The organism is Stenotrophomonas sp. SMYL11 (assembly GCF_036320005.1).
In the GTDB taxonomy this organism is placed as follows: domain Bacteria; phylum Pseudomonadota; class Gammaproteobacteria; order Xanthomonadales; family Xanthomonadaceae; genus Stenotrophomonas; species Stenotrophomonas maltophilia_A.
Map to the genome: position 1 here is coordinate 102549 of NZ_JAWIRS010000009.1, position 21272 is coordinate 123820.

General features: G+C 67.3%; 16 protein-coding genes and 1 pseudogene. 1 reads left to right on the top strand and 16 read right to left on the bottom strand.

All coding sequences use genetic code 11. The features are described from left to right. Positions 1-97 precede the first annotated feature (97 nt). Both secA and V3B46_RS13760 read right to left on the bottom strand, forming a co-directional pair. The gene (gene secA / locus V3B46_RS13755) at positions 98-2830 is read right to left on the bottom strand and encodes a preprotein translocase subunit SecA (protein WP_032129708.1); all 2733 of its coding nucleotides are present in this window, start codon (positions 2828-2830) and stop codon (positions 98-100) included. A 341-nt stretch (positions 2831-3171) separates the two neighbouring features. After that, a complete protein-coding gene (locus V3B46_RS13760; protein ID WP_107432410.1) occupies positions 3172-4128 on the bottom strand; it encodes a M23 family metallopeptidase in 957 nt (318 codons plus the stop codon). Positions 4129-4140: 12 nt separating this feature from the next. Between V3B46_RS13760 and V3B46_RS13765 the strand changes: the two genes are divergently transcribed. Further along, the gene (locus tag V3B46_RS13765; protein ID WP_005408086.1) at positions 4141-4590 is read left to right on the top strand and encodes a DciA family protein; all 450 of its coding nucleotides are present in this window, start codon (positions 4141-4143) and stop codon (positions 4588-4590) included. Between the two features lie 282 nt (positions 4591-4872). On the opposite strand, the gene lpxC is transcribed toward V3B46_RS13765, so the two are convergent. The 14 genes and pseudogenes from lpxC to rsmH form a co-directional block, all read right to left on the bottom strand. Beyond that, on the bottom strand, positions 4873-5784 hold the full coding sequence (gene lpxC / locus V3B46_RS13770) for a UDP-3-O-acyl-N-acetylglucosamine deacetylase (RefSeq protein WP_005408085.1): 912 nt from the start codon (positions 5782-5784) through the stop codon (positions 4873-4875). Between the two features lie 205 nt (positions 5785-5989). After that, positions 5990-7225, bottom strand: a complete 1236-nt coding sequence (gene ftsZ / locus V3B46_RS13775; RefSeq protein ID WP_043397963.1) for a cell division protein FtsZ — start codon at positions 7223-7225, stop codon at positions 5990-5992. A gap of 170 nt (positions 7226-7395) precedes the next feature. Continuing rightward, positions 7396-8631 (bottom strand): cell division protein FtsA, encoded by a 1236-nt coding sequence (ftsA, locus tag V3B46_RS13780; protein ID WP_005408083.1) that lies wholly within the window; start codon positions 8629-8631, stop codon positions 7396-7398. Positions 8632-8699: 68 nt separating this feature from the next. Further along, positions 8700-9377 (bottom strand): annotated as a pseudogene (locus V3B46_RS13785) (cell division protein FtsQ/DivIB); the annotation flags it as partial. Beyond that, positions 9374-10336 carry a D-alanine--D-alanine ligase gene (locus tag V3B46_RS13790; RefSeq protein ID WP_329892160.1) on the bottom strand — a complete coding sequence of 321 codons (963 nt, stop codon included), beginning with the start codon at positions 10334-10336 and terminating at the stop codon, positions 9374-9376. The pseudogene V3B46_RS13785 and the gene V3B46_RS13790, both read right to left, overlap by 4 nt. Next, on the bottom strand, positions 10333-11769 hold the full coding sequence (murC, locus tag V3B46_RS13795) for a UDP-N-acetylmuramate--L-alanine ligase (RefSeq protein WP_012510048.1): 1437 nt from the start codon (positions 11767-11769) through the stop codon (positions 10333-10335). The genes V3B46_RS13790 and murC overlap by 4 nt, the downstream gene beginning before the upstream one ends. A 40-nt stretch (positions 11770-11809) precedes the next feature. Next, the gene (gene murG, locus V3B46_RS13800) at positions 11810-12898 is read right to left on the bottom strand and encodes an undecaprenyldiphospho-muramoylpentapeptide beta-N-acetylglucosaminyltransferase (protein WP_329892161.1); all 1089 of its coding nucleotides are present in this window, start codon (positions 12896-12898) and stop codon (positions 11810-11812) included. Continuing rightward, positions 12895-14217 (bottom strand): putative lipid II flippase FtsW, encoded by a 1323-nt coding sequence (gene ftsW, locus V3B46_RS13805; RefSeq protein WP_049399807.1) that lies wholly within the window; start codon positions 14215-14217, stop codon positions 12895-12897. Before ftsW ends, murG begins: the two co-directional genes overlap by 4 nt. 1 nt (position 14218) lies before the next feature. After that, on the bottom strand, positions 14219-15304 hold the full coding sequence (gene mraY / locus V3B46_RS13810) for a phospho-N-acetylmuramoyl-pentapeptide-transferase (RefSeq protein WP_010481929.1): 1086 nt from the start codon (positions 15302-15304) through the stop codon (positions 14219-14221). Next, positions 15294-16688 carry a UDP-N-acetylmuramoyl-tripeptide--D-alanyl-D-alanine ligase gene (locus V3B46_RS13815; protein ID WP_329892162.1) on the bottom strand — a complete coding sequence of 465 codons (1395 nt, stop codon included), beginning with the start codon at positions 16686-16688 and terminating at the stop codon, positions 15294-15296. The genes mraY and V3B46_RS13815 overlap by 11 nt, the downstream gene beginning before the upstream one ends. After that, positions 16685-18193, bottom strand: coding sequence for a UDP-N-acetylmuramoyl-L-alanyl-D-glutamate--2,6-diaminopimelate ligase (locus tag V3B46_RS13820; RefSeq protein ID WP_329892163.1), 1509 nt, complete (start codon positions 18191-18193; stop codon positions 16685-16687). The genes V3B46_RS13815 and V3B46_RS13820 overlap by 4 nt, the downstream gene beginning before the upstream one ends. After that, entirely contained in the window at positions 18190-20034 is a 1845-nt protein-coding gene (locus tag V3B46_RS13825; protein WP_049461624.1) for a peptidoglycan D,D-transpeptidase FtsI family protein, read from the bottom strand. Before V3B46_RS13825 ends, V3B46_RS13820 begins: the two co-directional genes overlap by 4 nt. Further along, the gene (gene ftsL / locus V3B46_RS13830; protein ID WP_005412242.1) at positions 20031-20294 is read right to left on the bottom strand and encodes a cell division protein FtsL; all 264 of its coding nucleotides are present in this window, start codon (positions 20292-20294) and stop codon (positions 20031-20033) included. The genes V3B46_RS13825 and ftsL overlap by 4 nt, the downstream gene beginning before the upstream one ends. After that, positions 20291-21259, bottom strand: a complete 969-nt coding sequence (gene rsmH, locus V3B46_RS13835; RefSeq protein WP_329892164.1) for a 16S rRNA (cytosine(1402)-N(4))-methyltransferase RsmH — start codon at positions 21257-21259, stop codon at positions 20291-20293. Before rsmH ends, ftsL begins: the two co-directional genes overlap by 4 nt. Positions 21260-21272: the final 13 nt, after the last annotated feature.

The window sequence follows — 21272 nt, forward strand, 5'->3', positions numbered from 1 at the left end:
GAACAGGGCGGCCCGCGCAATCTCGGATCGGGCCGGATCAGCCCCACGAAACAGCCGCCATGAAAAAAGAGCCCCGCTTTCGCGGGGCTCTTCGGGGTCAGCTCAGCTGGCCGTGGCAGTGCTTGTACTTCTTGCCACTGCCGCACGGGCATGGATCGTTGCGGCCGATCTTCGGCTCATCGCGCTGCGCCTGTGCAATGCCCTGCTGGGCAGCCTGCACCTGCGCGGCTTCCTCGTCGGCGCTGTAGCCGCCCACGTCCTGGTGCTGGAACTGCGACTGGCTCAGGCGCGCTTCGGCCTGCTGGCGTTCGGCCGCTTCCAGCGCCTGCACTTCCTCGTCGCTGCGGATGCGCACGCGCGACAGCAGGGTCACCACTTCGCGCTTGACGTTCTCCAGCATGTCCGAGAACAGCTCGAAGGCTTCCTTCTTGTATTCCTGCTTCGGCTGCTTCTGCGCGTAACCACGCAGGTAGATGCCCTGGCGCAGGTAGTCCATGCGCGCCAGGTGCTCCTTCCAGCTCTGGTCCAGCACGGTCAGCATCACGTGCTTCTCCAGCGCGCGCATGGTTTCCTCACCGACACCGGCTTCCTTCTCGGCAAAGTGCTGGTTGACGCGCTCCTGCACCTTGGCAGCGATGGCTTCGGCGTCCAGCTCTTCGTGCGACTTGACCAGGTCGGTCAGCGACATCTGCAGGCCGAAGTCCGACTCCAGGGTTGCTTCCAGGCCACGCAGGTCCCACTGCTCGTCGATCGAGTTCGGCGGCACGAAGCGGGCCACCACGTCGAAGATCACGTCGTCGCGGATGCCGTCGACGTTGTCCTTCACCGACTCGGCGTCCAGCAGTTCATCGCGCTGTGCGTAGATCACCTTGCGCTGGTCGTTGTTGACGTCGTCGAAGTCCAGCAGGTTCTTGCGGATGTCGAAGTTGTGGGCCTCGACCTTGCGCTGCGCCTTCTCGATCTGGCGGCTGACCAGGCGGTCCTCGATGACGTCGTCTTCCTTCATGCCCATCATGCGCATGGCCTTCTGCACCCAGTCGGAGGCGAAGATGCGCATCAGGTTGTCTTCCAGCGACAGGTAGAAGCGGGACGAACCCGGGTCACCCTGGCGGCCGGAACGGCCACGCAGCTGGTTGTCGATACGACGCGATTCATGGCGCTCGGTACCGACGATGTGCAGGCCGCCGGCAGCCTTGACGGCCTCGTGGCGCTTCTGCCAATCGGCCTTGACCGCGGCCTTCTGTTCGTCGGTCGCGCCTTCGCCCAGCTCGTGGATTTCCGCTTCCAGCGAACCGCCCAGCACGATGTCGGTACCACGACCGGCCATGTTGGTGGCGATGGTGACCGCGGCCGGACGACCGGCATTGGCGACGATGGTCGCTTCGCGGTCATGCTGCTTGGCGTTGAGCACTTCGTGCTTCACGCCGGCCTTGCGCAGGTGCTCGGACAGCATTTCCGAGGTTTCGATCGAGGTGGTACCCACCAGCACCGGCTGGCCACGCTTGGCGCACTCTTCGATGTCGGCCAGCACCGCATTGAACTTGCCCTTGCGGTTCAGGAACACCTGGTCCGGGCTGTCCTTGCGGATGGTCGGGCGGTTGGTCGGGATCACCACCACTTCCAGGCCGTAGATGCTCTGGAACTCGAAGGCTTCGGTATCGGCCGTACCGGTCATGCCGGACAGCTTCTTGTACATGCGGAACAGGTTCTGGAAGGTGATGCTCGCCAGCGTCTGGTTCTCGCGCTGGACCGGCACGCCTTCCTTCGCTTCCACCGCCTGGTGCAGGCCATCGGACCAGCGGCGGCCGGACAGGGTGCGGCCGGTGAACTCATCGACGATGACCACTTCGCCATCGCGCACGATGTAATCCACGTCACGCTGGTAGATCGCGTGCGCGCGCAGCGCGGCGTTGAGGTGGTGGACCACGGTCAGGTTCTGCGGCGCGTACAGGCCTTCGGTCTCGCCGTCGAGGATGCCGGCCTCGACCAGCAGCTGCTCGGCGTGCTCCATGCCCGCTTCGGACAGGTGCACCTGCTTGCCCTTCTCATCGACCCAGAAGTCGCCTTCGCCGTCTTCCGCTTCCTGCTTGACCAGGTTCGGTACGACGCGGTTGACGCGAATGTACAGCTCCGGGGAATCGTCGGCCGGTCCAGAGATGATCAGCGGGGTACGCGCTTCGTCGATCAGGATGGAGTCGACTTCGTCGACGATGGCGTAGTGCAGGCCGCGCTGGTAGCGGTCGGCCTTGGACAGCGCCATGTTGTCGCGCAGGTAGTCGAAGCCGAATTCGTTGTTGGTGCCGTAGGTGATGTCCGAGGCATAGGCTTCGCGCTTGTCGCTGTGCGGCATGCCCGGGTACACCACGCCCACGCTCAGGCCCAGCCAGTTGTACAGCTTGCCCATCTGCGCGGCGTCGCGGCGCGCCAGGTAGTCGTTCACGGTGACCACGTGCACGCCCTTGCCTTCCAGCGCGTTGAGGTACACCGGCAGGGTCGCCACCAGGGTCTTGCCTTCACCGGTGCGCATTTCTGCGATCTTGCCCAGGTGAAGCACCATGCCGCCGATCAGCTGCACGTCGTAGTGGCGCATGCCCAGCACGCGGCGACCGGCTTCGCGGCAGACCGCGAACGCTTCTGGCAGCACCTTGTCCAGGGCTTCACCGTCGGCGATGCGCTGCTTGAACTCCGGCGTCTTGGCCTGAAGCTGCTCGTCGGAAAGCTTCTCGATCTCCGGCTCCAGCGCATTGATCTTGGCGACGATGCGGTTGAGCTGGCGCAGCTGTCGTTCGTTACGACTGCCAAATACGCGGGTAAGCAGGCTGTTGATCATTGAAGGAACCGGGTTGGATGGACACGACGCCCGGCCTCCCCCTTGGGATCCGTCCGCCGCAAACGAAACAGGGCGCCTGGCGCCCTGTCGATGGCAACACCCATTGTAGCTTGGGACGGCCGCAAGGGGTTTCAACCCTTTGGCGGCAATGGCATCCGAACACTCCCGGTAGTGCCGGCCGCTGGCCGGGTACGCGTCAGCGCATGCGCGCTGGCGCTCCCACGCTTCGCTGCGCGAACCGTGGGCCCCACTTACCTCGCCTCCACACCCCCGCGCCTACGGCGCTGCCCCCGTACTCCGGGGGCGGTAGTGCCGACGGCAGCCGGCACCCCAATGGGGCATCAGCCGCGGCTGACGCGGCCGACCGGCGTGTTGCCGCCGTCGCCGAGGAACTTGCGCGGGTTGACCACGTTGCCGTTCTCCCACACCTCGAAGTGCACGTGAGCGCCGGTCGAACGACCGGTGGAACCGGCCTTGGCCACTTCCTGCCCGGCACGGACCAGGTCGCCGACCTTCACCACCAGGCGCGAATTGTGCGCGTAGCGGGTGACGTAGCCGTTACCGTGGTCGACGTCGACCACGTTGCCGTAGCCGCCCTTCACGCCGGAGAAGCTGACCACGCCTTCGGCCACGGCCATCACCGGGTCACCGACCCTGGCGTGGAAGTCCATGCCCTTGTGGGTGGCGGCACCGCGGCCGAACGGGTCGGCACGGGTGCCGAAACCGGAGGTCACGTAGCTGTTGCGGATCGGCATGCGCGACGGCACGGCGTTCTGCTGCAGCTGGTGGTCGAACATCAGCGATTCCATCACCGACAACTGGCGGCCTGAAGCAGCGAAGCGCTGCTCCAGCACCTGTAAGTCGGCGTTGACGTCCTTGACCGGGATGTCGCTGGTCGGGCCGCCGGCGTCGCCGTCACCGAGACCGGGGGTCTCGTTGAAGTCGAACTCGCCGTCTTCCAGCTTGCCCATCTGGGTCAGCCGTTCGCCGAGGGCGTTGAGGCGGGTGGCCTGGGCCTGCAGCTCGCCGAGGCGGGCCGCCAGCGCGTTGACCTGGGTCTGCGCATCGCGCTTGACCTTGGCCAGCTCTGCATCCTGGCGCTCGACCTTGGCCTGCAGGCGGGAATCATTCAGCGCGCTGGCGCCAATGCCGCCGGCAAGGCCGATAATGCAGCCTACCCCGAGCACGCTGCCCAGCAGGGCGCGGGGGCGGTCCTCGAAATAGAACCGCAAACGCGCGATCGGCGACGCTTTGGCCTGTCCTTCACGCGTTTTGATTACGATCTTTTTGAATGCCATCAGTGAGTTTTCATGTCTGAGCCGAAATCCAGCGTTCGCCCCGCGTCAGTGCCGAAGCCGGCGCTGGATGCGGTGATGGCGGACAAAAGCGGGAACCCGCTGCGGCGTGCCTTGTGGCTCGACGCGCTGGACCGTCAGTTGCGCCCCCAGTTGCCGCCACCTCTGCGCAGCCGTTGCCGGCTGGCCAATGTGGACGGGGAACACCTCGTTTTTCTCGTCGAGTCCCCGGTCTGGCATGCCAAGTTGCGGCTTGCCGAAGCCCAGTTGCTCGACGCGGCCCGTTCCATCGGGCTGAAGGCCACCAGGGTGACCATCAAGACTGCGTCTCCCACTCCCACGCGCTCCCCAGCGCTCGACAACCGGAATGGACCCCACGCAGTTTCAGCCGCCACGCACAAAGGGCTACGCGACGCCTTGGCTTGCCTGCAGGACGTTCCTTCGAAGCCGAAGAAGCGGTCCTGACGACAACGGAGCATCCGGCTCCGCTCCCCGTCGCGCGTGTCACCACGGCGTGAAACATTTCGGGGGCCGGGTCGCATCCTAGCTGCCATCCGGGGGCCTGTCGTTAGATTGTTGTTAAAACTGCGTTAAATTCAGGCTTCCGATCCAACAGGTTCACAAAACCGTGACCTCGAACCGGCCTTGACGCGCGTCAAGCATGCTGAATGCGCCGGACACGCCTGAAACGACAACGCCGCCCTGGAAGGCGGCGCTTTTGTCTTTCAATTCAACGATCTACAGGAATCAGGCGTAGGCCGGAGTGGCATATTCCACCGGGTCCGGGGTGGCCGGCGAGTCGAAGCTGACCCATTCCCAGGCGGTGGCGTCGGCCATCAGCGCCCGCACCAGCTTGTTGTTGAGGGCGTGACCGGACTTGAAGCCTTCGTAGGCACCCAGCACCTGGCCACCGGCCAGATAGAGGTCGCCGATCGCGTCGAGGATCTTGTGGCGCACGAACTCGTCGGCGTAGCGCAGGCCGTCTTCGTTGAGCACGCGGAACTCGTCCAGCACGATGGCGTTGTCCATCGAACCGCCCAGGCCCAGGTTGCGCTCGCGCATGTATTCCAGGTCGCGCATGAAACCGAAGGTGCGCGCGCGGGAGATTTCCTTGGTGTAGGCCAGCGTCGAGAACTCGATTTCCTGGCGCGACTGCTTGGCCGGGATCATCGGGTGATCGAACTGGATGGTGAAGCCCAGCTTGTAGCCCTCGTACGGGCTGAAGCGGGCCACCTTGTCGCCCTCAGTCACTTCCACGGTCTTCAGCACGCGGATGAAGCGCTTGGGCGCGTCCTGTTCCACGATGCCTGCCGACTGCAGCAGGAACACGAACGGGCCGGCCGAACCGTCCATGATCGGCAGCTCGGCCGAGGACAGTTCGACGATGATGTTGTCCACACCCAGGCCGGCCAGCGCCGACATCAGGTGTTCGACGGTCTGGATCTTGGCGTCGTTGCAGGTCAGGCCGGTGCACAGGGTCACTTCGGTGACCAGTTCGGCCTTGGCCGGCACTTCCACCACCGGGTCCAGGTCCACGCGACGGAACACGATCCCATGGTTGACCGGTGCCGGGCGCAGGGTCATGTAGACCTTGTCACCGCTGTGCAGGCCAACGCCGGTGGCGCGGATCGTGTTCTTGAGGGTGCGTTGCTGGATCATGGGGGATGGGCCGGAAGTGACACATTAGATTAACACGCGCCCTCCCCTACCCTGGCTGAAACGCCAGTGAAGGCTGCCGGCAGGACGCACCGGCACGCCGCGGGGACGCGCGTGAAGCAGGGCAGCCGGGCCCATCCTGGCCCGGCGCCCGCGTTTTCAGGACATGGTGGCGCAACCCGGGGAGGACAAGCCCCGGGCGCCCCGCTTAGTCCGCCTGGCGGCGCAGGAACGCCGGGATGTCCAGGTAATCGTTCGGCAGTTCCGCCGCCGCCGGGGCCGAAGCGGCCGGGGCCGAGGGAGCGGAGGCTGCCGCGGTATCGCTGCTGGCGCGACGCAGGCCCAGACCCATGCCGCCCACGGCCTTGGACACGGCGTCGCCGCCGTTGTCGAAGTCACCGAATTCCGGCTGGCCGGTGGTGGCATTGCGGACCAGCTTGATCGGCGCACGCTCGCCCGGACGCTGGGTCTTGCTGGCCGACACGCGGTTCAGGCCGGTAGCGACCACGGTCACGCGCACTTCGTCCTGCATGTCCGGATCCAGCACGGTACCGACCACCACGGTGGCGTCCTCGGAAGCGAAGCCATCGATGGTGCGGCCGATCTCGTCGAACTCGGCCATGGTGAAGTCGGCGCCGGCGGTGATGTTGACCAGGATGCCGTTGGCACCGGCCAGGTTCACATCGTCCAGCAGCGGGTTCTGGATCGCGGCTTCGGCGGCGGCCTGGGCGCGGTCATCGCCACGGGCGGTGCCGGTACCCATCATCGCCAGGCCCATTTCGGACATGACGGTGCGCACGTCGGCGAAGTCGACGTTGATCAGGCCCGGACGCACGATCAGGTCGGCGATGCCCTGCACGGCGCCCTGCAGCACGTCGTTGGCGGCACGGAAGGCCTGGATCATGGTCGCGTTGCGCCCCAGCACGGTGATCAGCTTCTCGTTCGGGATGGTGATCAGCGAGTCGCAGTGCTGGCTCAGTTCCTCGATGCCCTTCAGCGCCACCTGCATGCGGCGACGGCCTTCGAACGGGAACGGCTTGGTGACCACGGCCACGGTCAGGATGCCCATTTCCTTGGCCAGCTGTGCCACCACCGGCGCAGCGCCGGTGCCGGTACCACCGCCCATGCCGGCGGTGATGAACACCATGTCCGCACCCTGCAGCGCGTCCATGATGCGCTCACGGTCTTCCAGCGCGGCCTGACGGCCGACTTCCGGGTTCGCGCCTGCGCCCAGGCCCTTGGTCACGTTGGTACCCAGCTGCAGCTGCAGCTTGGCACCGCAATTCTTGATGGCCTGCGAGTCGGTGTTGGCGGTGATGAATTCCACGCCGTCCACCGCCGAGTTGACCATGTGCGCCACGGCATTGCCGCCGCCGCCGCCCACGCCAACCACCTTGATCACCGCATTGGGTGCCATCTTTTCGATCAGTTCAAAATGCGCCATGTCCGTGTCCTCGTTGTATCCGCTTTGGCTGGCATGGGCATTCGGGCGTCCTGCCGTCCTGCTGCATGCCGACGTTGCGGCTGTGTGGGTTGTGTGTTGCCGGTGTTGCGTTGTGCTACGGGTACTGCGGGTGCTGCGCCCGGGCGATGCCCGGTGTTACGGGTTCCGCGTCAGAACTCGCCGCGGAACCAGGTCTTGAGTTTCTTGAACATGCTTCCAGCGCGCCCGGTCGGCAGCGACGGCCGCCGCGGGTGCTCGATCTGGCTGCCCATCAGCAGCAGGCCCACGCCGGTGGCATGCACCGGGTTGCCCACCACTTCGCCCAGGCCGGTGACGTGCTGCGGGATGCCCACGCGAACCGGCATCTGCAGCATTTCCTCGGCCAGTTCGACCACGCCTTCCATCTTCGAAGCGCCACCGGTCAGCACCATGCCGGCGCGTACCAGTTCCTCGAAGCCGGAGCGGCGCAGTTCGGCCTGCACCATCTCGAAGATTTCCTCGTAGCGGCCCTGCACGGCCTGCGCCAGCGAATGGCGCGGCATGCGGCGCGGCGGGCGGTCGCCCACCGACGGCACCTGGATGCTTTCCTCGGCGGTGGCCAGCTGGGCCAGGGCGCAGGCATAGCGCACCTTGATCTGCTCGGCTTCCGGGGTCGGCGTGCGCAGCATGTGCGCGATGTCATTGGTGACGTGGTCGCCGGCGATCGGCAGCGAAGCCGTGTGGCAGATCGCGCCCTGCACGAACACCGCGATATCGGTGGTGCCGGCGCCCATGTCGACCAGCACCACGCCCAGCTCGCGCTCGTCAGCGGTCAGCACCGCCACGCTGGAGGCCAGCGAGGACAGCACCAGGTCGTCCACCTGCAGGCCGCAGCGCTGGACGCATTTGCTGATGTTGGCCGCAGCCGACTGCGCGCACACCACCAGGTGGGCATGCACTTCCAGGCGCACGCCGGTCATGCCGACCGGGTTGCGGATGCCTTCCTGCGAATCGTCCAGGACGTACTCGCGCGGGATCGCGTGCAGGATCTTCTGGTCGGCCGGAATCGCCACGGCCTTGGCCGCATCGAGCACGCGATCCAGGTCGCCCCAGGTCACTTCGCCGTCGCGGATCGGCACGATGCCGGGCGAATTCTTGCACTGCACGTGGTTGCCGGAAATCGAGGCATACACCGAGCGGATCTCGCAGCCGGCCATCAGCTCGGCTTCTTCCACCGCGCGCTGGATCGACTGCACGGTCGATTCGATGTCCACCACCACGCCACGCTTGAGCCCGCGCGACTCGTGCGAGCCGATGCCGATCACTTCGATCGGGTTGCCCGGCGAGTACTCGCCCACCAGCGCCACCACCTTGGAGGTGCCGATGTCCAGGCCAACGATCAGCGATTTGTCACCCTTGCGATTCATGTCCTTTCCTGCGTCCTGCTGGCTGGGGTCGCCGGCGTTTTCGCCGGCGTGGCCGGGGTACCCCAGCTCAGCGTGAAACCATTGGTGTAACGGAGGTCGGCGCGCTCGATCGGCGCGTCCTGGCGGTTGAGCTGCGGCAGCACCTTGACGAAGCGCTGCATGCGCGAGCGCGCGTCGTCGCGGCCGACCACCACTTCGGTACCGTTGCTCAGCACCAGCGACCAGCTGCCGCGCGCATCCATCGTCACCCGCCGCACGTCGACGCCGGCCGGTGCGAACAATGCACGCGAGTCGCTGTACAGCTTCATCACTTCTTCGGTCTGGCTGTCGGGGCCATCCAGTTCGGGCAGCGCCAGATCGGCCAGCTTCTTCGGCGTGGGGAACAACTTGCCCTGCTCGGAAACCAGGCGGTCGTTGCCCCAGCGCGCGAACGGCTTGTGCTCGACCAGGGTCACTTCCAGCACGTCCGGCCACTGCTTGCGCACCTGCGCGCTTTCCACCCACGGCAGCTGCTCCAGGGCGTCCTGCGCGTCCTGCAGCTTGACCGCGAAGAAGCCCGCATGCGCGTACGGCAGCAGCACCTGCTGCAACTGCTCGGCCGGCACCCGCTTGAACTCACCGTGCACGCGCAGCTTCGCCAGCGGCCAGCGCTCGGCGCCGACCCAGCCATTGACCACGGCCACCACCGGCAGTGCAACCACCGACAGCGCCAACAGCCAGACGAAGATGCGCAGCAGCGCGTTCATGCGTGCGATGCCTCCAGGGTCTGTTCCAGCACGCGCCACACCAGTTCCTCGAAACCGATGCCGGCCTGGCGTGCAGCCTTAGGCACCAGCGAATGGCTGGTCATGCCCGGCGCGGTGTTCACTTCCAGCAGGTAGAAGCGACCACTGTCACGGTCGCGCATCACGTCCACGCGGCCCCAGCCACGGCAGCCGGCGGCACGGAACGCGGCCAGCGCGATGCGGCGGATTTCCTCTTCGTCGTCACCGTCCAGGCCCGGGCACAGGTACTGGGTGTCTTCGGCGACGTACTTGGCGTTGTAGTCGTACCACTGGCCCTTGGGCACGATGCGGATCGACGGCAGCGCGACATCGCCGAGGATGGCCACGGTCAGTTCGTCGCCGACCACCATCTGTTCCATCAGCAGCTGGCCGTCGTAGCGCGCGGCCAGCGCCACGGCTTCATCGAGGCCGGCGTCATCGGTGACCCGGCTGATACCCACGCTGGAGCCTTCATTGGCAGGCTTCACCACTACCGGCAGGCCCAGTTCGGCTGCCAGTGCATGCACCGTGGTCGCGTCCACCTTCCGGTACTGCGGGGTGGGCAGGCCCAGCGACAGCCACACCTGCTTGGTGCGGATCTTGTCCATGCTCAGCGCCGAGCCCAGCACGTTCGAGCCGGTGTACGGCACGCCGAAGGCGTCCATCAGGCCCTGCACGATGCCGTCCTCACCGCCACCGTTGTGGCCATGCAGGATGTTGAACACGCGATCGATGCCACCGGCGGCGAGCGCCTTGGCCAGCGCCGGAATGCCATCCACCGCGAACGCATCGACGCCGCGCGACTGCAGCGCTTCCAGTACGTTGCGGCCGGAGTCCAGCGACACCTCGCGTTCGCTGGAGCTGCCGCCGAGCAGCACGGCGACGCGGCCGAACACGGCCGGGTCGGTCACGCGCAGCGGCGGGAAGGTCAGCGCGCTCACGCCTCGCCCTCCCCCTTGAAGCCTTCCACCGCGATATGGGTGGCCACGGCACCGATGTCGCCGGCACCCATCATCAGCAGCAGGTCACCGTCCTGCAGCACGTCCGGCAGCACGCTGGCCAGCTCGGCGGCCTTGCCCACCACCACCGGCTCGCTGCGGCCACGCGCACGGATGGCGCGGGCCAACGCATGCGAATCGGCACCAGCAATCGGTTCCTCGCCGGCCGGGTAGACCTCGCTCAGCACCAGTGCATCGACGCTGGACAGCACCGCGGCGAACTTGTCGAACTGGTCGCGGGTACGGCTGTAGCGGTGCGGCTGGAAGGCCACCACCAGGCGCTTGTCGGCCCAGCCACCACGGGCGGCGGCGAACACCGCTTCCAGCTCGCTCGGGTGATGACCGTAGTCGTCGATGATGCGGACCTTGGCGCCGCTGGCGGTGGTCACTTCGCCCAGATCGTTGAAGCGACGGCCGACACCGGCGAAGCCTTCCAGTGCGCGCGCGATCGCGTCCGGTGCCACGCCCAGCTGCCAGCCCACCGCAGCGGCGGCCAGCGCGTTGAGTACGTTGTGCTTGCCCGGCAGCGCCAGCACCACTTCCTGGCTGGTGCCCTGCGGCAGGCGCAGGGTGAAGCGCATGCGCGAGCCTTCCTGCACCACGTTCTCGGCGCGCACGTCGGCCTGCGGGCTCATGCCGTAGCTCATCACGTGGCGCGGGGTCTTGGCAGCCAGAGCCGCGACTTCTGGATCGTCGATGCACAGCACCGCCAGGCCGTAGAACGGCAGGCGCTGCAGGAACTCGGCGAACGCCGCCTGTACGCGGGCAAAGTCGTTGCCGTAGTTCTCCAGGTGATCGGCGTCAATGTTGGTGATGATCGACATCAGCGGGTTCAGGCGCAGGAAGCTGCCATCGCTTTCGTCGGCCTCGGCCACCAGCCACTGTCCACCGCCCAGCTTGGCGTTGGCGCCGGCAGCCAGCAGCTGGCCACCGATCACGAACGTCGGGTCCAGGCCACCTTCGCTCAGCACTGCAGCGGTGAGGCTGGTGGTGGTGGTCTTGCCATGGGTACCGGCCACCGCGATGCCGCGGCGGAAGCGCATCAGCTCGGCCAGCATCGCCGCACGCGGCATGATCGGAATGCGCTGGCTGCGCGCTTCCATCAGTTCCGGGTTGTCTTCGCGGATGGCGCTGGAGACCACCACGCAGTCGGTGCCCAGCACGTTGGCTGCGGAGTGGCCGCGCATGATGCGCGCACCCAGGCTGGCCAGGCGACGGGTCGCCACGTTGTCGGCGTTGTCCGAGCCGGACACCTCATAGCCCAGCGTCAGCATCACTTCGGCGATACCGCTCATGCCGGTGCCGCCGATGCCGACGAAATGCACGCGCGGGAACGCGCGCACCAGGTCGTTGGTGTCGTGCAGGCGACGGATCATGCGCGGCCTCGCGCAGGGCAGGCGCGGTGGCATGCCTTCTTCATACAGCTTCCTCAAGAATGATATCGGCGATGCGCTCGGCGGCATCGACCTTGGCCAGGGCACGCGCGGCTCGCGCCATCTGCATGCGGCGGGCGGGATTTTCGGACAGATCGCGCAGCAGTGCGGCAATGCCGTCGGCCAGCGTTCCGTCCTGCTTCAGCAAAACCGCCGCGCCGCGCTCGACCAGGTACTCCGCATTGCGGGTCTGGTGATCGTCGACGGCAGCGGGGAAAGGCACCAGCACGCTGCCGACACCCACCGCACACAGCTCGGCCAGCGTCGAAGCGCCCGCACGGCACACCACCAGATCGGCCCAGGCAAAGGCCTCGGCCATGTCGGCGATGAACGGCGTGATTTCAGCCTGCACGCCGGCCTTGGCATATGCCTCGACCGCTTCGGCATGCAGCTTTTCGCCGCTCTGGTGGCGAACCTGCACCGGCACACTCGTGCCCAGCGCAGCAATCGCCTGCGGCACGCCGGTGTTGAGCGCACGCGCGCCTTGGCTGCCACCGACCACCAGCACGCGCAGCGGACCTTGGCGGTCAGCGAAACGCTGTTCCGGCGGTGCGATGGCGGCGATCTCCGCACGTACCGGGTTGCCGACGAACTCTTCGCCCTTGGCGAAGGTGCCCGGGAAGCCGGTCAGCAGCCGGCGCGCATAGCGCGACAGGATGCGGTTGGTCATGCCGGGAGCGCGATTCTGCTCGTGCACCAGCAGCGGCAGGCCGTGCAGGCGTGTGGCCATGCCCCCCGGGCCGGACGCGAAACCACCGAAGGCGACCACCGCACGCGGCTGGCGCTTGCGGATGATCATGCCGGCCGCGCGCAGCGCGCGCATCAGCCGCCACGGCGCGCCCAGCAGGGCCAGCTTGCCTTTGCCGCGCAGGCCGGTGATGGCCAGCGTGTCGATCGGAATGTCGTGCTGCGGCACCAGGCGGGTTTCCATCGCACCATCGGCGCCCATCCAGGTGACCGGTACGCCGCGGGCGCGCAGCACGCGGGCCACGGCCAGACCGGGGAAGATGTGACCGCCGGTGCCACCGGCCAGGATCATCACCGGGCGCACGTTATCGGTGGCTGCGCTCATGACAGCCTCCCGAAGGTCGGTTCGATGCGCGACTGCAGGCGGCTGGTACCGCGTGCGGCGTTCGCTGCAGCGGCAGCCGTCGGCTCGGCGCTCATCGGCACGCTGGCCGCAGCCGGTGCGGCCGGCGCGTCCACGGGTGCATCGGCCACGGCCTCGTCGCCACCGCCGATGCGCACGGCCTGGCGACGCTCGGCGCGCTTGAGTTCATAGGACACGCGCAGCAGCAGGCCCATCGCCACGCAGGTCATCAGCACCGACGAACCGCCGGAGGAGATCAGCGGCAGGGTCAGGCCCTTGGTCGGCAGGATGCCCAGGTTCACGCCGATCGAGACGAAGGTCTGCATGCTGATCCACAGGCCGATGCCGAAGGCGATGTAACCGGAGAAGTGGCGCTTCATTTCCACGCAGCGCATGCCCAGCCAGAACGTGCGGCCGACCAGCAGCGCGTACAGGGCCACGATCACGCAGGTGCCGAGGAAGCCGAACTCCTCCGCGGTGACCGAGAAGATGAAGTCGGTATGTGCTTCCGGCAGGTAGTACAGCTTCTGCACCGAGTTGCCCAGGCCAACGCCGGTCCACTCGCCGCGGCCCACGGCCATCAGCGCGTTGGACAGCTGGTAGCCGTCGCCCTGCTGGTCGGCCCACGGGTCGAGGAAGGAGGTGATGCGGCGCATGCGGTACGGCTCGATGATCGCCAGCGCGCTCATGCCGACCAGGCCGATGATCACCGGCATCGACATGCGCGGCATGTTCACACCGCCCAGCACCAGCATGCCGGCGGTGATCGCCAGCAGCAGGGTCGAGGAACCGAAGTCCGGCTGCAGCAGCAGCAACAGCACCAGCGCACCGGCCACGCCCAGTGGCTTGAGCATCGCCGGCCAGGTCGCGTTGACCTCGTCGCGGAAGCGCACCAGGTAGCTGGACAGCCAGACGATATAGAGCACCTTCACCGCTTCCACCGTCTGGAACTTGGAGATGCCCAGATTGATCCAGCGGCGTGCGCCGTTGACCGTGCTGCCCAGGCCCGGTGCGAACACCGCCAGCAGCAGCACGAAGCAGCCCAGCAGCAGCATCTGGTTGTACTGCTCGATGGACTTCAGTTCAGTGCGGGCGGCAACGACCGCCAGCACGATACCCACCGCCAGGAAGATCAGGTGGCGGTTGAGGTAGTAGAACGGGCTGCTCATCAGAGCGATCGAGCTGGACGCCACCATCACCACGCCGATGCCCGTGAGCGCGATGATCGCGCCCAGCAGCCACTTGTCGTAGCTGCCTTCGATGGCCTCAAGGCGTGTTGCCTGGCGGGACAGGTCGTTCATCTCAGCGCACCTTCAACGTGGCCAGGCCGATCAGCACGAGCACGACGGAGATGATCCAGAAGCGCACGATCACGCGCGGCTCCGGCCAACCCTTCAGTTCGAAGTGGTGGTGGATCGGTGCCATGCGGAACACGCGCTTGCCGGTCAGCTTGAACGAGGCGACCTGGATCATCACCGACAGCGTTTCGATGACGAACACGCCGCCCATGATCACCAGCACCAGCTCCTGGCGGGTGATCACTGCGATCGTACCCAGCACCGCACCCAGCGCCAGCGCGCCGATGTCGCCCATGAACACCATGGCCGGATAGGTGTTGAACCACAGGAACCCCAGGCCCGCACCGGCGATGGCCGCGCAGATGATGACCAGCTCGCCGGCGCCCGGGATCTGCGGGATCTGCAGGTAGTTGGCAAACACCACGTTGCCCGAGGCGTAGGCGAACACGCCCAGTGCGCAGGCCACCAGCACGGTCGGCATGATCGCCAGGCCGTCCAGGCCGTCGGTGAGGTTCACCGCGTTGGAGAAGCCGACGATCCAGAAGTAGGCGATGGCCACGAAGCCGATGCCGGCCAGCGGCAGCGCGATCGACTTGAACATCGGGATGTAGAAGGTCAGCGCCGCCGGCACGTCGGCCGTGTAGAACAGGAACAGGCCCGCGGCCAGGCCGAAGATCGACTGCAGCAGGTACTTCCAGCGCGACTTCAGGCCGTTCGGGTCGCGGCGGACGATCTTGATCCAGTCGTCATACCAGCCGATGGCGCCGAAGCACAGCATCACCGCCAGCACCAGCCACACGTAGCGGTTGCGCAGGTCGGCCCACATCAGCACCGACAGGGTGATGGTGAGCAGGATCAGCGAACCGCCCATGGTCGGCGTACCGGCCTTGGAGAAATGGGTCTGCGGACCGTCCTTGCGGATCGGCTGGCCGCCCTTGAACTGGGCAAGCTTGCGGATCATCGCCGGGCCGAGCCACAGCGACAGGAACAGGGCCGTCAACGCGGCAAGGATGGCGCGGAACGTCTGGTAGTTGAACAGCCCGAACAGGCTCTCCAACTGCTGCAACCATCGAGCCAGTTCATACAACATGCGGGGATTCCTCTCCTTGCGCCAGCAGCGCTTTGACAATCGTGTCCATGGCGCTGCCACGGGAACCCTTGACCAGGCAGCGCACGCCGGCGTGCAGCTCGTCCTTCAGCGCCTGCGACAGCGCGTCATGGGTGGCGAAATGACGGCCGCCTTCACCGAAGGCGGTGGCGGCAGCGGCGCTGAGCGGGCCCAGCGCATACAGGCGCTTGAGGCCAGCAGCGCGCGCGCGGAGCCCTGCCTGCGCGTGCAGCGCTTCGGCGTCCGGACCCAGCTCGCGCATGTCGCCCAGCACCAGCCAACCCTCTTCCGGTGCGGCGGCAAGGGCGTCGATGGCCGCGGCCAGCGAACCGGGGTTGGCGTTGTAGCTGTCGTCCACCAGCACCGCGCCGTTGCGCAGCTGATGGGCGATCTGGCGGCCCGGTACCGGCTGTGCTTCGGCCAGGCCGGCCGCGATCAGCGCCAGATCGACACCGGCGGCCAGCGCCAGGCTGGCAGCGGCCAGCGCATTGCTGACATTGTGGCGACCCGGCAGGCCCAGCACCACGCGGGCTTCGCCGCCCGGTGCGACCAGGGTGAACTGGCTGCCCTGCGCGCCGGCGCGGATGTCGCGCGCGGTGATGTCCGCGGTGTGCTCCAGGCCATAGCGCAGTACGCGGCAGCGCGGCGGGGTGCCGACGAAGTGCTGTTCGAACCAGCGGCCGTAGGCATCGTCGACGTTGATCACGGCCACGCCATCGGCCGGCAGCGCGGCATAGATCGCGCCCTTGGTCACTGCCACGCCGAGCAGGCTGCCCATGCGTTCCAGGTGCGCCGGGGCGATGTTGTTGACCAGCGCATAGCGCGGGCGGGCGATGTCGGTCAGGTAGGCGATGTCATCCGGCTTGCCCGCGCCCATCTCGTAGACCGCGTAGTCGGCATCTTCCGGGGCATCGATCACTGCCAGCGGCAGGCCGATCTCGTTGTTGCGGTTGCCCGGGTTGGCGTAGACCACCTTGTGCGCATGACGGGCCACCTGCTGCAGGATTGCCAGCAGCAGACTCTTCACGCTGGTCTTGCCGTTGCTGCCGGTGATCGCGAACACCTCGGTATCGCGGTCACGCTGCATGCCGGTGGCGATCTTCGCCAGCGCCAGTTCGCTGTCGGCCACCAGCACCTGCGGCAGTTCGATCGGCAGCAGGCGCTCGACCAGCAGCGCGCTGGCACCGCGCGCCTGCGCGTCGGCGGCAAAGTCATGGCCATCGAAACGCTCGCCGCGCAGCGCCACATACAGGCTGCCCGGGCCGAGGCTGCGGGTGTCATTGCTGACCGCATCGATGGCCACGTCGTCGCCGTGGATCTCGCCGCCGGCCCAGTGTGCGATCAGCGAAAGCAGGGTGCGCTTCATGCGATGCCCTCCCCGGCCTGGGCCGCCAGCACACCGGCCTTGGCGGCCAACGCAGCGGCGGCCACTTCGGTGTCGTCGAAGTCATGGCGCACGCCATGCACTTCCTGGTACGGCTCGTGGCCCTTGCCAGCGATCAGGATGATGTCGCCGGCACCGGCACGCTTCACCGCCAGGCCGATCGCACGCGCGCGGCTGCGCTGCACGGTCACGGCGGAGGCATCGGTGAAGCCGGCCAGGATGTCGGACACGATCACGTCGCCATCTTCGCCACGTGGGTTGTCGTCGGTGACGATCACCTGGTTGGCCAGGCGTTCGGCGATCGCGGCCATCTGCGGGCGCTTGCCGGTATCACGCTCGCCACCGCAGCCGAACACGCAGAACAGCGTGCCCTGCAGGTGGCCGTGCAGGCTGTCCAGCGCCTGTTCCAGTGCGTCCGGGGTATGTGCGTAATCGACCACCACGGTCGGCAGGCCATCTTCGCCGCCCAGGCGGTTCATGCGGCCACGGATCGGCTGCAGCGCCGACAACACCTCGGCAATGCGCGGCAGCGGCTGACCCTGCGCATGCAGGGTGCCGGCCACGGCCAGCAGGTTGTCCACGTTGAAGCGGCCCAGCAGCGGCGACTGCACCGCCGCGCGCTGGCCGTCGATGACCAGTTCGAAGGCAATGCCACGGCCGTCCAGCTGCAGCGCCTCGGCGCGCACGCTGGCATCGGTGGCACCGCGCGAGCTCAGGCCGATCGGTTGCACGCCCGCCGGGAGGCCGGCGAACAGCTGGCGACCGAACGCGTCGTCAAGATTGATCACCGCGGCCTTCAGTCCCGGGCGATGGAACAGCCGTGCCTTGGCCGCGCCGTAGCTGGCCATGTCGCCGTGGTAGTCCAGATGGTCGCGGGTGAGATTGGTAAACACCGCCACGTCGTAGTGCACCGCATCCACGCGGCCCTGGTCCAGCGCGTGCGAGCTGACTTCCATCGCTACCGCGCGCGCACCGGCATCACGCAGCTGCGCCAGCAGCGCATGCATCTGCAGCACCAGCGGCGTAGTGAAACCGGTCGGCTCAACCGAACCATAAAGTCCGGCGCCCAACGTGCCGATACTGCCACTGGGCGTTCCGAGCAGGTGCCAGGCCTGGGCCAGCAGCTGCACGGTGGAGGTCTTGCCGTTGGTGCCGGTCACGCCCACCATCGCCATCGCCCGCGACGGTGCGCCATGGAACTGGTCGGCCATCGCACCCATGCGCGCGCGCAGGCCCGGCACAGCGATCGCATCGTCCGGTGCCGGCAGTTCGACCGGTGCCGGCGGTTCGAACAGGATGGCGCCGGCGCCGGCCGCACGGGCCTGCTCGACAAAGCCCAGGCCATGCGCGCCGAAACCGGCGATGGCGACGAAGGCATTGCCGGGGCGCACGGCGCGGCTGTCCAGCACCAGGCCGGTCAGAACGGGATCGTGGCCCGCCAGGGCCACATCCGGAAGCAACTGCGAAAGCAACATCGAAGGACTCATTGCGTGCCTCCCGTAGCGGGCGGCGTCTGGGCTTGCGCGCTGGGCAGCGCAGCGTCGAATTCAGCGGCGGCATCCACCGGCAGCGCGGCCTCGGCCGGCGGCGCGGGCAGGATCGAGGCCGAATGGCCGACCTTGCCGGACTGCTGTGCGGCCAGCCACGACTGCAGGTCGTCCAGCGGCACGTCCATCAGGCGCAGGGTGCCTTCCATCACGTTGTGGTAGACCGGCGCCGACACCAGGCCGCCATAGAACTTGCCGGCCTGCGGGTCGTTGATGACGATGACGGTGGCGAAGCGCGGATTGGTGGCCGGCACCACGCCGGCGAACAGCGCGTTGTAATGGCCGCGCTCGTAACCGCCCGGACCGGCCTTTCGCGCGGTACCGGTCTTGCCGGCCACGCGGTAACCCAGCACCGCCGCCTGCTTGGCGCCGCCCTGGGTGACCACCGTTTCCATCATCGCCACCACCTGCTTGGCGACGTTCTCGTCGATGATCTGCTGGCCTTCGTTGCGCTGGCCCTTGACGAAGGTCGGCGCGATCAGGCGGCCGCCGTTGGCCAGCGCCGAGTAGGCCGTGGCGATCTGCAGCGGGGTCACGTTCAGGCCGTAGCCGTAGGACATGGTGGTCTTGGTGGTGCCCGACCAGCGGGCCGGGCGCAGCACCACGCCACCGGACTCACCCGGGAAACCGCTGTGCGGCACCGAGCCATAGCCGAAGCGGCGCACGCCGTCGTAGAACACCTGGTCCGGCATCTTCGCCGCGACCTTGGCCGCGCCCACGTTCGAACTGCGGGTGATCACGCCGGTCACGTTCAGCACGCCGTTGTTGCGCGGCACGTCGCGGATGGTGAAGCGGCCCAGGGTCATGTAACCCGGGTTGGTGTCGATGATGGTGTCCTTGGTCACCGCACCGGCCTGCAGCGCCGTGGCGATGGTCAGCGGCTTCATCGTCGAACCCGGCTCGACCAGGTCGGTCACCGCACGGTTGCGGCGCGCATCGGGCAGCGCGCCGGTCAGCGAATTCGGGTTGTAGGTCGGCAGGTTGACCATGGCCAGGATCTCGCCGGTGGTCACGTCCATGATCACCATCGAACCGCCGGCTGCCTTGTTGGCCACCAGCGCGTTGCGCAGTTCCTTGAAGGCCAGGTACTGGATGCGGCGGTCGATGCTGAGGGTCAGATCCTTGCCTGGTTCGGCGGCGCGCAGCAGATCGCTTTCGACGGTCTCGCCCTTGCGGTTGCGGATCACCCGCTTGGCGCCGGCCTTGCCGCGCAGCCATTCGTCGAACGCCAGCTCCAGGCCTTCTTGGCCGCGGTCGTCGATGTTGGTGAAGCCCAGCACATGCGCCATCGCCTCACCCTGCGGGTAGAAGCGGCGGAACTCGCGCTGCGCGGCCACGCCCGGAATCTTCAGCGCGACCACCTTCTCTGCCTCGTCCGGATTGATCCGGCGACGCAGGTACATGAATTCCTTGTCCGACTTCTGCGACAGGCGGCTGCTCAGCTCATCCACCGACATGCCGACCGCCTGCGCCAGCTCCGGGATGCGCTCGGGCGAGCGCAGCAGGTCCTGCGGGTTGACCCAGATCGAGGCAACCGGCGTGGACACTGCCAGCGGCTCGCCGTTGCGGTCGGTGATCATGCCGCGCGAGGTCTTGATCGGCAGCTCGCGCAGGTAGCGGGCCTCGCCCTGGCGCTGGTAGAAGTCGCTGTTGATGATCTGCACGTAGGCGGCGCGACCGACCAGCGACACCGAGCACAGGCCGAGCGCCAGCGCGACCCAGCGCAGGCGCTGGCGCAGGTTGAAGGCGTTGCGCGGGCGGTTGCGGCCGGTCTTGCTCATGGGCGCACCACCACGATGTCGGCGGCCTCGGGGAACTTCATGCCGAGCTTCTCGCGGGCGATGCGATCGACACGGTTGGCTTCGGCCAGGGTGGCCTGTTCCAGCTGCAGGCGGCCAAATTCCAGATTGATGTCATCGCGCTTGCGCTCGGCGCGCGACAGCTCGATGAACGTCTGCCGATGGCGGTGACGCACGAACACGACGCCGATCGCCGAGGCCACGGTCGAGGCCAACAGGATGATCAGCAGCAGCCGGCTCATGCGCTGGCCTCCCGCTTCTGCGCCACACGCAGCACGGCGCTGCGCGCACGCGGGTTGGCCGCCAGCTCTTCGTCGGTGGCCTTGATGGCACCGCCGATCAGGTCCAGCGTCGGCACGAACGCCACCGCCTCGGGCAGGCGGCGGTTGGCCGGCGGCGCCTTGGCCAGGCGATTCATGTACTGCTTGACGATGCGGTCTTCCAGCGAGTGGAAGCTGATCACCGCCAGGCGGCCACCGGGCTTGAGCCGTTCCACCGCCGCATCCAGGCCGGCTTCGAGATCGGCCAGCTCGCGGTTGATGTGGATGCGGATGGCCTGGAAGCTGCGCGTGGCCGGGTGGATCTTGTCTTTCCCACGCGGCATCACCGAAGCGATCAGCTCGGCCAGTTCGGCGGTGCGGGTGAACGGCTGCTTCTCGCGGCGGGCCACGATGGCGCGGGCGATGCGGCGGCTCTGGCGCTCTTCGCCGTAGGTCCACAGCACGTCGGCAATCTCGCGCTCTTCCACGCGGTTGATCCACTGCGCGGCGCTTTCACCGCTGTCCGGATCCATGCGCATGTCCAGCGGGCCGTCCTTGCCGAAGCTGAAGCCACGTTCGGCCACGTCCAGCTGCGGCGAGGACACACCCAGGTCGAACAGCACACCGTCCAGGCCTTCAGCCGTCGCATCCCACTGCAGCAGCTGGGCGAAGCTGCCACGGAAGATGGACACGCGCGCATCCGGCGCGAAATCGCGCTCGGCAACGGCGATGGCTTCCGGATCCTTGTCCATGACCAGCAGGCGCCCCTCGGGACCGAGCTGGGTGAGCACGCCACGTGCATGACCGCCACGACCGAACGTGCCATCCAGATAACGTCCGTTTTCGATCACTCTCAGGCCTTCGATGACCTGGGTGTACAGGACCGGCAGGTGCACCGCCGGCGACTGCGACACCGGAAGGTGACCGGTCTGCGCTTCTGGGCGCATCCGGGCACCCCGG